Below are 12,652 nucleotides of genomic sequence, written 5' to 3'. Positions count from 1 at the left end.
AAGGTTTAATTTCTTGATGGTCTAACGGATGACTTATTTACAGGGAAGTTAATGATTTAGTCTTGGGTGCGGAGTATGAGTGATGAGTCCAGCGAGCGAGTGATGTCGGTCATTTATGTGGTTTTGATACAAAAAATCCCTCTCAGGAGAGAGGGATTTATAACAACTATAGGTGAATAATTTATTCGAAATCTACGCCATTTTCTTTAAATAGACGTTTACAAGCACGACCATCACTATGGAATAGGTGACAACGGTGAGCAGGAATACCGATTTCCAATTTATCGCCCGTGTCGACAGCTAGCGTGTCTGGTTGACGATAGATCACATCCGCGTCTGCGCCTTCAAGGTTTAGGTATACCTGAGTTTCGTTACCAAGCTTCTCTACGATCATCACTTCACCGTGAATGGTTGCGTCAGCTTCGGTTGCAGAAAGTAGGTGCTCTGGGCGAATACCCAAAGACATGCGGTCGCCACGGTTAACGGTTGTACCATCTACAGGAATCCAGAATGATACGCCGTTAGATAGCTGAACTTTAACGCGTTCTGATTCTACTTCATCGATGAACACGCTCATGAAGTTCATTTTTGGAGAACCGATGAAACCAGCCACAAAGCGGTTCTGTGGGTAGTGGTAAAGTTCAAGAGGTTTGCCAACTTGAGAGACGTAACCACCATCTAGTACGACGATTTTATCCGCCATGGTCATTGCTTCCACCTGATCGTGTGTAACGTAGATCATGGTGCAGCCAAGTTGACGTTGTAGTTTGGTAATTTGCGCACGCATGTTTACACGTAGCGCGGCATCTAGGTTAGACAAAGGTTCATCTAGAAGGAATACGTTTGGTTGCGATACCAGTGTACGGCCGATAGCCACACGTTGACGCTGACCACCTGAAAGTGCTTTCGGTTGACGCTCAAGCAAGTGACCCAGTTGTAGGATTTCTGCTGCGTGTTCAACTCGTTTGTCGATTTCTGCCTTGTCTGCTTTAGCCAGTTTCAGACCAAATGACATGTTGTCGTATAGGTTTAGGTGTGGGTATAGAGCGTAAGACTGGAAAACCATACCAACACCACGTTTGGATGGTTCGACGTCATTCATGCGCTGGTCACCAATATACAAATCACCTGAAGTAATGTCTTCAAGACCGGCAATGCAACGTAGAAGGGTAGATTTACCACAACCAGATGGACCTACGAAAACAACAAATTCACCTTCGTCAATCTGTAGGTCTACGTTTTTAGAAATCAGTACGTCGCCATACGCTTTACAAACATTTTTTAACGTGACACTCGCCATGTAGCTCGTCCTCGATCAATTTTTTTATTATTCACCGCTCATCATTATATGAATTATCTAGCGAGCAGTAACAGTAGGAATCGGTAAGTTATTGCGGTTGGTAAGAAAAGTAGGGTAGCACTTCAATGAAATGTCCTAAATAGAAGTGCTACCCATCATAGCCAAGTACGAGTTTCTCTCCCCCACATTATTCGTGTTGTCTCCCCCGTGAAATAATTACCACAAACAACACCAATAATGACATTCCACTCGTCTGGCAATGCAAAACCAGCAAATCTTTTTACCTAGCTAATAGGCACTGCTGGGAAAGGGTTCTTACCATCCACTCTTGGATGAATGCAGTTTCTAAGATTGTGCTATCTGCTACATCCTCCTAATCGAAATAATTGTAGGGGGAGTAGATGGGGAGGAGTAAAAAAGGAGGAGTAATGAAGCAGTTGGGCGGAAATCACATTATCGCACCGCCTAAAGTTGAAACCGATCACAGGAAGTATCCATTTTGTGATTTGAGTCTCTTACCCTTGGCGATTTAGATCACGAAAATACGTCATAATTGTAAGGGCGTAGGGATTAGGAGGATGAGACATATTGGATTATTTCAGATGATATATGTCGAAATACGGCTGAACCTCAATGGACTAGCCCTACATCAAAAATATAAAAAGGATACGAACATGAAAAAGTTAAGCGCTGTAGCACTAGGTACTCTTGTCGCTTTGGGTTCTTTTGGTGCTAATGCTGCCATCGAAGAAGGACAACTTACTATCTGGATCAACGGCGACAAAGGTTACAACGGCCTTGCTGAAGTTGGTAAGAAATTTGAAGAAGACACTGGTATCAAAGTAACAGTGGCTCACCCAGACGGCCTTCAAGATAAATTCCCTCAAACTGCAGCAACAGGTGATGGCCCTGATATCGTATTCTGGGCTCACGACCGTTTCGGTGGCTACGCAGAAGCTGGCCTACTAGCAGAAATCAAGCCTTCTAAAGCAATCCAAGAAGGCATCGTTGACTTTGCATGGGATGCAGTACGTTACGACGGCAAACTGATTGGCTACCCTGTTGCGGTTGAGTCTCTATCTCTAATCTACAACAAAGACCTAGTTCCAAACCCACCAAAATCTTGGGAAGAAGTTGCAGCGCTAGATGCAAAACTTAAAAAAGACGGCAAGTCTGCAATCATGTGGAACCTAAAAGAACCGTACTTCACTTGGCCTCTAATGGCTGCTGACGGTGGTTACGCGTTCAAATACACTTCTGAAGGTTACGACGTTAAAGACGCAGGCATCGCGAAAGAAGGCGTGAAAGACGCGATGAACTTCGTGAAAGGCTTGGTAGACAAAGGCGTTATCTCTGCGGATATGGACTACTCAGTGTCTGAGTCTGCGTTCAACCAAGGTAAAGCTGCGATGACTATCAACGGTCCATGGTCTTGGGGCAACATCGAGAAGTCTGGCATCAACTACGGCGTAACAACACTACCTAAGTTCCAAGGTCAGTCTTCTAAGCCATTCGTTGGTGTACTAACTGCTGGTATCAGCACTGCGTCTCCAAACAAAGACCTAGCGGTTGAATTCCTAGAGAACTACCTACTAACAAACGATGGCCTACGTATGGTTAACAACGACAAGCCTCTAGGTGCGGTGGCGCTTAACTCGTTCCAACGTGAGCTAGATTCAGATACTCGTATCGCTGCGACAATGGACAATGCGATGAACGGCGAAATCATGCCAAATATTCCTCAAATGAACGCATTCTGGGGTGCGGCTAAGAACGCAATCATCAACGTTGTTGACGGTCGTCAAACTGTAGATGCAGCACTTGCAGATGCAGAAAAACAAATGACTAAATAATTCAGTAATACTTTTTTAAGGAGGGGGCAACTCCTCCTTACTTTTCTATATTTATTCTATATTCGCTAGCAGGTTCCCTATGCAGTCAGTTCAAGGTACAAATGCTATGACAGCACCAGAAGCCAGCCTTCCGAGCAGCAAAAAAGTGTTCATCAAATGGTCACTTTTAGGCACAGTCGGCATTCTCAATGGCTACGCAACAATCCTTATGTATTCTCGCGGTGAGATTGCGTTTGCACTACTTACGATCATTCTTACCGCTTTAGCGTTGTTCATTTTCGGTAGTAAAAAGACGTACGCACACCGTTACATTTACCCTGGTATTGCAGGGATGATTTTGTTCATCCTTTTCCCTTTGGCATATACCATCGGTTTGGCGTTTACTAACTACAGCGCGAAAAACCAACTCTCATTTGATCGTGCTCAGAGCGTCCTGTTAGACAGAACTTACCAAAGTGGTGATAGCTATCCATTCACTTTGTACAACACCGAGCAGGGCCACCAAATTGTGGTTGAGAAAGATGGCGAGCTACTAGCAACTCCTGTTTTCCAACTTCAAGGCTTCTCAGAGACAGACTTAGACCTAGCGCCTATTACAGAGGCGGCAGGCGATAAAGAGCCAATCAAAACCATCGTGAAGAACCGCACTGCGCTAAGTAGCGTTGATCTGCATCTTCCGAACGGTGACGATATCCGTATGAGCGGCTTGCGTAAGTTCGCAGCAGTAGTTCCGCTCTACACGTTACAAGAAGACGGCGAAACCCTTTACAACAACCGTACCCAAGAAACACTGCGTCCAAATATGGAAGTGGGTTACTACCAGCCAGTGGATGAAAACGGTCAGTTTGTTGGCAGCACAGTGTCTCCAGGTTTCGTGGTGAACATCGGTACGCACAACTTTGAACGTGTGTGGAAAGATGATGGCATCAAAGAACCATTCATCAGCATCTTTATCTGGACTATTGTTTTCTCTGCGCTAACCGTAGTCTGCACATTAGTTATCGGCTTAGTGTTAGCAAGTGTTGTTCAGTGGGAAGCGTTGAAAGGTCGTTCAATCTACCGACTACTACTGATTCTGCCTTATGCGGTACCGGCGTTTATTTCTATCCTGATCTTCAAAGGTTTGTTCAACCAGAGCTTTGGTGAGATCAACATGCTTCTGGAAGGTTTGTTTGGTATCAGCCCGGCATGGTTCTCTGACCCATTCATGGCAAAAACCATGATCCTGATTGTGAACACGTGGCTAGGCTTCCCTTACATGATGATTCTATGTATGGGTCTGCTAAAAGCGATTCCTGATGATCTTTATGAAGCATCGGCTATCGATGGTGCGAATTTCATCACCAACTTCACGCGTATCACAATGCCGATGATGCTGAAACCGCTGACTCCGCTATTGATTGCAAGCTTTGCTTTTAACTTCAACAACTTCGTACTTATCCAGTTGTTGACAGGTGGTGGTCCAAACATGATTGGTACATCAGAACCTGCGGGTTACACAGACCTATTGGTAAGCTACACCTACCGAATCGCATTCGAAGGCGCAGGCGGTCAAGACTTCGGTCTAGCAAGTGCAGTAGCAACACTTATCTTCCTATTGGTTGGCGCGTTGGCACTTATCAACCTACGTGTAACTAAAGTAGCTCAAGACTAAGGAGAGATTACAATGGCAATGGTACAAGGTAAGTCATTAAAGTATCGTGTTTGGGCTACTCATATTGCTATGTGGGCATTCTTAGCACTGATTATTTTCCCATTATTGATGATCATCGCGATTTCGTTCCGTGAAGGTAACTTCGCAACGGGTAGCTTGATCCCAGACAACCCAACGCTTGACCACTGGAAGTTAGCGCTTGGTTTCTCAATTACGAACGCAGATGGCACCGTAACACCACCTCCATTCCCAGTAATGACGTGGTTGTGGAACTCGGTAAAAGTTGGTGGCATCTCTGCAATCTTGATTGTGGCGCTGTCTACAACATCGGCTTACGCGTTTGCGCGTATGAAGTTCAAAGGTAAGAACACCATTCTCAAAGCGATGATGATCTTCCAAATGTTCCCAGCGGTATTGGCATTGGTTGCTCTATACGCGTTGTTCGACAAACTTGGTCAGTACATTCCTTTCCTTGGTTTGAATACGCACGGCGGTCTGATCTTCGCTTACTTAGGTGGTATCGCACTGCACGTATGGACGATTAAAGGCTACTTCGAAAGTATTGACTCGTCTTTAGAAGAAGCGGCTGCTCTTGATGGCGCAACACCATGGCAAGCATTCCGTTTGGTATTACTGCCACTGTCAGTGCCAATCCTAGCGGTAGTATTCATCTTGTCGTTCATCATGGTAATTGGTGAAGTTCCTGTAGCATCACTACTACTTTCTGATGTAGACTCGTACACACTTGCAGTAGGTATGCAGCAATACCTATATCCACAAAACTACTTGTGGGGTGACTTTGCTGCTGCTGCAGTTCTATCAGCAGTGCCAATCACTGCAGTATTCTTACTTGCTCAACGCTGGTTGGTTGGTGGTCTAACCGCTGGTGGTGTGAAAGGATAATCTCAAGTGGTCTGAGATTGACAAGAATAACTAGAAAAGGGCGACCATATGGTCGCCCTTATATTTAGCATCGATATTACACTTTTGGTTTGGCCGCCGATCAGTAATATCCTGCTTCTATTGGCGTTACGCATAGCTGGCTGTTAGCTTAGTTCCTTACGATTCAATCACTAACAGTTTTTGTAACCATAACCTGAGTCTTGACTCAGGTTTTTTTATGCTTAATAAACACACAAAGAGTAGCGGCTTTGCAATGGATTACACAGGGACGCCGAGGTGCCCTGCGAATCACTTCACATAAATACATGTGATGGCGGGAAAGTATGAGATTTAGGTCTTACTAATGTGCGGTGTCGTGGACGTATTTACGAGTAAGGACGTCAGTTTTAACGAGGTGAAGACGGGAAATGCCGAGGTGCTTAAAACTCGCGGCTAGACGGCGCGCAGCCAACGTATTGTAGCAGTGTATACAAGCTCTCTTGTTGTAGCGCTACGCGACGAAACAGGTTGGCAAAAGTGGTATCGCCGCCGAAACAGGTCTGAATATAGTGGTTAATTTCCGATTCGTTATAACCCTCGACGTACATGGTTCTTACCCATTGATATTCGACCGCTTTCAAATTGGTCAACGTCTCTTCACTTAAGGTTGTTTGCTTTAGTCTCAAGATCCAAACTCTATATAGCTCCAAAATACTGGGTGGATTTAAGCAAAACAAGGTGACGGAATTATGACAATGTGTCACGAGTGTGAAGCAAATGGCCGAAGCATGACATTGCTTCACACTCTGAGTTGGAAAGAGGGGTAGAGAGGGGCTTTCGAAGCAGGAAAATTACTTAAGATATTTAACGTGCGCTTCCATCTCTTCGCCAATTTCTTTACGCATATTCATTAAGCGAATAGCCGATTGCTCTAGAGCCTTGTCTTCATCAGATTCAGGAATCCACTTCGGTACATCGGTAGGTTTACCGCTTTCATCTACGGCTACCATAATCACGATACAGTGCGTAGTTAAACGATTTTTCATCTGTTTTGGATCGCTAGCTTGAACATCAATGGCGATGTGCATTGAGCTTCGACCGGTGTAAATGACTTTCGCGCTAACTTCCACAAGGTTGCCAACATGAATAGGTGCAACAAAACGAATCCCACCCGCATAGGCAGTAATGCAGTATTTTCCACTCCAAGCGGCGCTGCATGCATAAGCGGCTAAGTCGATCCATTTCATTACAGCGCCGCCGTGAACCTTTCCGCCAAAATTAACGTCGCCAGGTTCTGCTAAAAAACGAAGGGTAATATCTCTTTGACCACTGCTCATCTGTCATTCCTTTGTGAGTTATTGATACAACCATAAAATGATAATTACAACCATAAATTGATATTTTGTACAACCATAAATTGATACTCTCCTTTTATGGCCTAAACTTGGCTTTGTTGCGTAATTCGAGGGAACTAAATCAGAAGCTTACGATCTGATCGGCTAAGTAAGTTAATTCCCCTAGTCTCATGCCGAAACCTCGATACAAAACAACGAACTGGAAACAGTACAACAAAGCCTTAATCAACCGTGGTTCACTCACTTTCTGGATTGATGAAGAAGCCATTCGCAAGTGGAAGCAGAGTAAACAAGATAAACGCGGTAGACCTCGTCAGTTCAGCGACTTAGCCATTACCACTGCGCTTATGGTGAAACGAGTTTTCTCAATGCCGTTGAGAGCATTGCAAGGGTTTATCGATTCTGTTTTTTCATTGGCTAACGTCCCTATCGTTTGTCCACATTACAGCTATATCAGTCGAAGAGCTAAGCAAGTCGAGGTTTCATTTACACCCAAGACTAGAGGTGCAATACAGCATCTAGCCATTGATGCGACGGGTCTCAAGGTCTATGGCGAAGGTGAATGGAAGGTCAAGAAGCATGGTACTGATGGGAATCATAGGGTCTGGAGAAAATTGCATTTAGCGGTAGATACCAGCACTCATGAAGTCGTCGCGGCAGAACTGAGTTTATCTAATGTTACCGATGCAGAAGTCCTTCCTAACTTGCTCAAGCAAACACGCCGAAGAATTATCGAGATATCTGGTGATGGCGCTTATGACAAAAGGGATTGCCACGATGCTATACGGTTCAAGCGAGCTGTTCCACTCATCCCTCCAAGAGAAGGGGCAGCCTTCTGGGAGAATGGTCATCCTAGGAATTTAGCAGTAGGTTGCCAGAAGCTCTACGGCTCCAACAATAAGTGGAAGAAGCGGTACGGCTATCATAAACGCTCACTATCAGAGACAGCAATGTATCGAGTGAAGCAGTTGTTAGGTGGGCGATTAAGTCTGAGAAACTACAATGCTCAGGTTGGTGAAACTTACGCCATGATTAAAGCGCTGAACAAACTTACAGGGCTTGGTATGCCTGATACTCAGTGTCTTGTATAAGAATTACTCAATTGCAGGCAGTTTGGTTCTCTGACCGAATTACGCAACAAAGCCGACTTGATAGACGCTGTTTAGTTCGACAAAATGACTGACAGCTAGGTGCTTATGAGCAGCAGAAGATATCCAAATAATTGGTTTTGGTTGCTCTTTTAATGGCTATATGATGACGTCTCTAACCCAAAAGGCACTCGCTGAATTTTACCAAGGTGAAGCAGGCATGATTCTAATAATTAGCTTTCCTCTGTAGAGAATGAGAAGCAATATGAGAGAAGACTAACTATGGTCTACTGACTATTCAGATATACTAGGTATGGTTGAACTTTAAGCGGCTTTATCAAGCCGCTAAGAAACCTCAAAGTTAGTCATTTACCATATAATACCATGTTCACGAAGTATACGTTGAGCTTGCACTTCTGAGGTGGCTAGGATGTATTTCGGGTTGTTACCAGGGATGAATACACCAATAGCACCTGGATTTGTCGAACTTTCCCAAAGAGCTGGCTGTGGGAAAGTTTTATCGGGTCTGCGTTCTACGATACTTACAGTTTGCCTGATGTTTTGATAGATTGGTGCGGTTGTTTTAAAGTTATTTGCTACAGAAAATGCTTTTGCCTGGTTGTTTTTAGGACGGCAAAAATGACAGTCAAACATTTTGTAACTAGGTTCTAACGCTCGGATACTACTAATAACATCAGAAAATAGTATGCCTGTAGTTTCATTATCTAAAAGGAAAATGTCGAATTGTAAGTTATTCTTATCGCCGTGAATATCTGCGACTAAGCTAGCTGCGTTTTCTGGTTGCGTTCTAATACCACCACTTAAAAAATAGTTAGTCACTCTACGCTGGCGTTTGTCATAAACTTGAGATGCGTCTTTATACTGAATTTCATCTTGTCGAAGCTTGTCGATGAAGGTTGTAGTTGAAGATGACAAAACAGTATTCGCAAGTGCAGCAAAATTTAGCTGTATGTCGTCGTCTTTATTGAAGGTCAGAGTGTGGTTTCTAGCCGTTCCATGAGTGCTAATTAGTAATCTGTTTCTATTACTATCAATGCCTTGGAATAGGTACCCAATAAACTTTTCGTTATGATGTACAGGTAAAACATTTATATTATACCTATTAGATAACTCTGATGCGGTTAGATCATAATATTTATTTTTTGGCTCCTCACTTTGACATACCGATGATGTATTGCTTTTTATCGACTCCACTTTATTTTTCTGTAATAAAATTGATTTTAACTTGTTGATTTTTTCCTCATTATTTGAATTTTTTATCGTTTTATTAATTCTTTTTAATGAAAGCTTTTCTAGATTGTTTTTATCAATTGCAGAAGAAACTTCTTTTGATGAAACATTTAGATTAAAAAAATCTCTCAGTTTTTGGCTTTGTATTAACATTTTTATCCGGATTGTTTACATTGATGGAACAATATGAGGTTTAGAAAATAAATACCCTTGGAAAAATCGCACGCCTAACGCTTTAAGTTTTATGTACTGTTCCCAACTCTCTACGCCTTCTGCTATAACTTCTAGTTTTGCTGTTTGGCACGCAGAAAGAATTGCGAATAAAATTGATTCTTCGTTATGATCGATAGTATCTATGAATTTCTTGTCAATCTTAACGTGTGTTAATCCTAGGTTGATCAAGTTTAGAAAACTATTGTAACCACAACAAAAATCATCAATTTTTAAATAGTAACCATGATCGTTTAAGAATTTTATATTTCTCTTTGCAGCTTCCCAGTTAGTAATTGGCGTGCGCTCAGTTAATTCAAAATGAAGTCTACCTGGTAAAGGGAAATTTAATTCTGTCAATAAGTTTATTAGTTCATCACTTTCAATCTGATTTGGCGTGATGTTAACGCTAAACCAAGCATCTTTTTTGAATTTTTCAATGTTTTCTTTAATTTTAGATATAATTATCTTGACGATGGTAGATAAACGGCCAGAGCTTTCAAGTTGTTCAATAAAGAATGCTGGAGATAGATATTCATCTCCTAACTTCCATCGAATTAAAGCCTCGTAACCAGAAATTTTTTCTTCTTCACAGTCATATATACCTTGAAAAAAAGGTATAAATTCATTGTTAATAATACCATTATCTATAGCACTTAACATTTAGCCACCTCTGATTTAAATTTACTTCAGCGTATTTGAATGGGCAATAGAAAGGAAATGAATAATGTTTACCATTAAAAATGCAGGATATTTCATTGATACTCATGTTTGTTCACTATTCTTCATGCAATGTAGTGTTAATTCATATGATTTTGTCTTATATGTGGCTTAGTATAACAATGTGTTTCTGTATTTTTATCAGGTGTTTAATATAAATGGCTCTAGTAAAATTTACTGAAGTAAGAAACCTATTAAAGATGAATGTTAGCTCTGAGCAGCTAGATAAATTTGAATCAGTACTCAAAGTCAATCCACGATTCTCAGATTTAAATAGAGAGCAAAAGATTACATTGAATATGATGTCAAAGTATTTACGTGAAGGGAAAAATCACAATAAAATACTGAGAATTCATAGTTTGATTAACAAGATTCAACTTGACGATGTAGTTAAGCCTAGTACTCCAAGATTAGTTTCCGATTTGATAAAAGGTAGACAAGAGGGGCGATACCAACACTTTTCCGGAACGAATAGGGATGTATATATTGATACTGAAAATGGTGTTGGGTATAAAGTATTTAAAAGTGGTAGTTCTTGGAGTTGGATGGATAATGCCGACTTGAGAGTTAATGATATATATAAAAACAAAGGTTTCTATGGCGGGAAATACGCCAAGTACGCAAATAATTCAAAAATAAAGATGATTGATGATCGAGGTGTTAAACCAGAGGTCGTTGATGTGTTTAGGTTTGAGTTAATACCTAACGCAGAGCGCTTGTTTAGATCTGAGAAAATTCCTAAGTCTGTTCTGGTTATGATGGAGAAATGTGGCTATATGCCTTTTGATGTGAAACCAGACAATTTTGTCAAAGTGCTTAATGATAAAGGTAAATATGACTATCTTCCTATAGATTCTAAACAAATCGGGAAAGTTGGAAGTAGTACAATGCGTACTCAAGATGTTATTGGTTTCAAACAAATGTACGGGGCGTACTACTATGGCGGGCGCTATGTTGATCAGCGAAAATGATTCAAAGCTTGATAGATTAAGAAGGGACGTTGTGTTGGGTATTGAACGTGCCGTGCGCTTAATTTCTGAAGACGAGGATATATGTATCATCAACAGTCATCTAAATGAATTGGAAAAAATACATCGTTCTTTTGAAAAAGAATATAGATTTCATTTGAAAAAATGAAAGGAAATTAACATGTTAGAATTAAAGCAAATATTTAGGAAAACATGTAATCCGTCCGTTTTTGAAGATTTTGATGAAAAAGGGTTACAGTTAAAATCGGTCAGACACTTATCTACAGAAGAAAAAGCTAAGATGAAACGTGCGCCTTTTCCAAAAGGCGATGTGAAGCAGGCGAAAAACGGTCAGTTAAAAGCTCTTGTTGTAGATAGTGTTGTTGTTAATGGTTCTAACCAAGTTGCGACTAAAGCTTTTGCAAGCGATCCTAAGTTTAACAGAAATAATATTCAAAAATCTGCTGACGTAAACTTAAAACTTATGAATTCGCTAGAAAAAGGTGACGTCAGTGTGTTGAAAGGTAAGGGCATTGTTGGTGGAGAGAGCAAAACTAAGCAGTTGCCATTTACCTGTGACATTATTAAGTACGATAAAAATGGATTCAAATCAGCATTAGGAACTGACCAAGCTCAATATGGTGTAAACGTCATAACTGGAAAGGACATTACATCTGCGCAGTTAATTCCGGGAACACCTTTAGGTCAATTTTACAATACCAATTCGTTTAGTGACAACCTCAGTGTTGTACACGTTCCAAATGGTGATCGAGGGATAACCGCACTTAAGGTTTCATTATCAGATATTAAGAAGAATCAAAAAATTCTAGTATCCAGTGGTGCCTTATCTGGTTGTACATCTGTGACAGCAAGGGATAAAAATAGTATGTACGTCTTTCATGTTGGCAAAAGTGGGAACGACACTTCTCCTTGGAAGACAAATAAAGATGGGGCTGCAATGGTGCAGCAGTGTGCAGAAAAACTGTCGGGAGTTAGATCGCAAAGCACTGGAAAAAGCTCAGAGTTGCAGTCTTTAGTTAATTTCTGCTCAAAAGCTTTTGTACAAACTACAATTCAATATTGTGGTCATGGAGAAAAGGTTAAAGCTCCAAAAAATGTAAGTCTATTTGATTATAACTCACCTCAAAAGAAGACACCTTTTAGAGTAGGGAACCACTTAACACTTATTAGTAACTCAAATGGTAAGGTTAATATATCAACCTTATGTGATGATATGTCGATCAATAAGACGAGATGTAGTACGGAATCACTCGAAAGTAAAGTAGTCAAATTAGCGTAGTCACATAACATTAAATTATAACTAAGCTATACATTCTCTCTTTTATTTTTAGGGTCGAGTACATTTCGACC

Annotated in this window: 11 protein-coding genes; 6 read left to right on the top strand and 5 right to left on the bottom strand. The window is 41.2% G+C overall.

Features of this window, described 5'->3' with window-relative positions:
* Positions 1 to 181: 181 nt before the first annotated feature.
* On the bottom strand, positions 182 to 1,300 hold the full coding sequence (malK, locus tag DYB02_RS18510; protein WP_005463102.1) for a maltose/maltodextrin ABC transporter ATP-binding protein MalK: 1,119 nt from the start codon (positions 1,298 to 1,300) through the stop codon (positions 182 to 184).
* 674 nt (positions 1,301 to 1,974) lie between these two features.
* On the opposite strand from malK, the gene malE reads away from it, so the two are divergent.
* The 3 genes from malE (at position 1,975) to malG (ending at position 5,710) form a co-directional block, all read left to right on the top strand.
* Positions 1,975 to 3,153, top strand: a complete 1,179-nt coding sequence (gene malE / locus DYB02_RS18505; RefSeq protein ID WP_005463104.1) for a maltose/maltodextrin ABC transporter substrate-binding protein MalE — start codon at positions 1,975 to 1,977, stop codon at positions 3,151 to 3,153.
* 79 nt (positions 3,154 to 3,232) lie between these two features.
* Positions 3,233 to 4,807, top strand: a complete 1,575-nt coding sequence (malF, locus tag DYB02_RS18500; RefSeq protein ID WP_005499668.1) for a maltose ABC transporter permease MalF — start codon at positions 3,233 to 3,235, stop codon at positions 4,805 to 4,807.
* 12 nt (positions 4,808 to 4,819) lie between these two features.
* Positions 4,820 to 5,710: a maltose ABC transporter permease MalG gene (gene malG, locus DYB02_RS18495; protein ID WP_005463109.1), complete on the top strand. Its 891-nt coding sequence runs from the start codon at positions 4,820 to 4,822 to the stop codon at positions 5,708 to 5,710.
* Between the two features lie 419 nt (positions 5,711 to 6,129).
* Here the strand turns inward: malG and DYB02_RS18490 are convergent, their stop codons facing one another.
* Entirely contained in the window at positions 6,130 to 6,375 is a 246-nt protein-coding gene (locus DYB02_RS18490; protein WP_017447309.1) for a hypothetical protein, read from the bottom strand.
* Between the two features lie 165 nt (positions 6,376 to 6,540).
* On the bottom strand, positions 6,541 to 7,026 hold the full coding sequence (locus tag DYB02_RS18485) for an acyl-CoA thioesterase (protein WP_005499665.1): 486 nt from the start codon (positions 7,024 to 7,026) through the stop codon (positions 6,541 to 6,543).
* A gap of 188 nt (positions 7,027 to 7,214) precedes the next feature.
* Here DYB02_RS18485 and DYB02_RS18480 point away from each other — a divergent pair, with 188 nt between their 5' ends.
* Positions 7,215 to 8,135, top strand: coding sequence for an IS5 family transposase (locus DYB02_RS18480; protein WP_041954440.1), 921 nt, complete (start codon positions 7,215 to 7,217; stop codon positions 8,133 to 8,135).
* Between the two features lie 366 nt (positions 8,136 to 8,501).
* On the opposite strand, the gene DYB02_RS18475 is transcribed toward DYB02_RS18480, so the two are convergent.
* Positions 8,502 to 9,536 (bottom strand): putative adhesin, encoded by a 1,035-nt coding sequence (locus tag DYB02_RS18475; RefSeq protein ID WP_029806068.1) that lies wholly within the window; start codon positions 9,534 to 9,536, stop codon positions 8,502 to 8,504.
* Positions 9,537 to 9,551: 15 nt separating this feature from the next.
* Positions 9,552 to 10,256 carry an EAL domain-containing protein gene (locus DYB02_RS18470; RefSeq protein ID WP_029806067.1) on the bottom strand — a complete coding sequence of 235 codons (705 nt, stop codon included), beginning with the start codon at positions 10,254 to 10,256 and terminating at the stop codon, positions 9,552 to 9,554.
* 215 nt (positions 10,257 to 10,471) lie between these two features.
* On the opposite strand from DYB02_RS18470, the gene DYB02_RS18465 reads away from it, so the two are divergent.
* Together DYB02_RS18465 and DYB02_RS18455 are read left to right on the top strand one after the other, a co-directional pair.
* Entirely contained in the window at positions 10,472 to 11,284 is an 813-nt protein-coding gene (locus DYB02_RS18465; RefSeq protein ID WP_029806066.1) for a hypothetical protein, read from the top strand.
* A gap of 178 nt (positions 11,285 to 11,462) precedes the next feature.
* The gene (locus DYB02_RS18455; RefSeq protein WP_029806064.1) at positions 11,463 to 12,581 is read left to right on the top strand and encodes a cytotoxic necrotizing factor Rho-activating domain-containing protein; all 1,119 of its coding nucleotides are present in this window, start codon (positions 11,463 to 11,465) and stop codon (positions 12,579 to 12,581) included.
* Positions 12,582 to 12,652: the final 71 nt, after the last annotated feature.

This window comes from Vibrio parahaemolyticus, assembly GCF_900460535.1.
Lineage (GTDB): Bacteria > Pseudomonadota > Gammaproteobacteria > Enterobacterales > Vibrionaceae > Vibrio > Vibrio parahaemolyticus.
Note: the sequence above shows the minus strand (reverse complement) of the source record. Positions and strands in the feature narration are given on the sequence as shown.

Bases quoted from the DNA above. Each gene is read 5' to 3' on its own strand.
- DYB02_RS18470 (WP_029806067.1), bottom strand. From the start codon at position 10,256: ATGTTAAGTGCTATAGATAATGGTATTATTAACAATGAATTTATACCT.
- DYB02_RS18485 (WP_005499665.1), bottom strand. From the start codon at position 7,026: ATGAGCAGTGGTCAAAGAGATATTACCCTTCGTTTTTTAGCAGAACCT.
- malE (WP_005463104.1), top strand. From the start codon at position 1,975: ATGAAAAAGTTAAGCGCTGTAGCACTAGGTACTCTTGTCGCTTTGGGT.
- malF (WP_005499668.1), top strand. From the start codon at position 3,233: ATGCAGTCAGTTCAAGGTACAAATGCTATGACAGCACCAGAAGCCAGC.
- malK (WP_005463102.1), bottom strand. From the start codon at position 1,300: ATGGCGAGTGTCACGTTAAAAAATGTTTGTAAAGCGTATGGCGACGTA.
- DYB02_RS18475 (WP_029806068.1), bottom strand. From the start codon at position 9,536: ATGTTAATACAAAGCCAAAAACTGAGAGATTTTTTTAATCTAAATGTT.
- DYB02_RS18480 (WP_041954440.1), top strand. From the start codon at position 7,215: ATGCCGAAACCTCGATACAAAACAACGAACTGGAAACAGTACAACAAA.
- DYB02_RS18465 (WP_029806066.1), top strand. From the start codon at position 10,472: ATGGCTCTAGTAAAATTTACTGAAGTAAGAAACCTATTAAAGATGAAT.
- DYB02_RS18455 (WP_029806064.1), top strand. From the start codon at position 11,463: ATGTTAGAATTAAAGCAAATATTTAGGAAAACATGTAATCCGTCCGTT.
- malG (WP_005463109.1), top strand. From the start codon at position 4,820: ATGGCAATGGTACAAGGTAAGTCATTAAAGTATCGTGTTTGGGCTACT.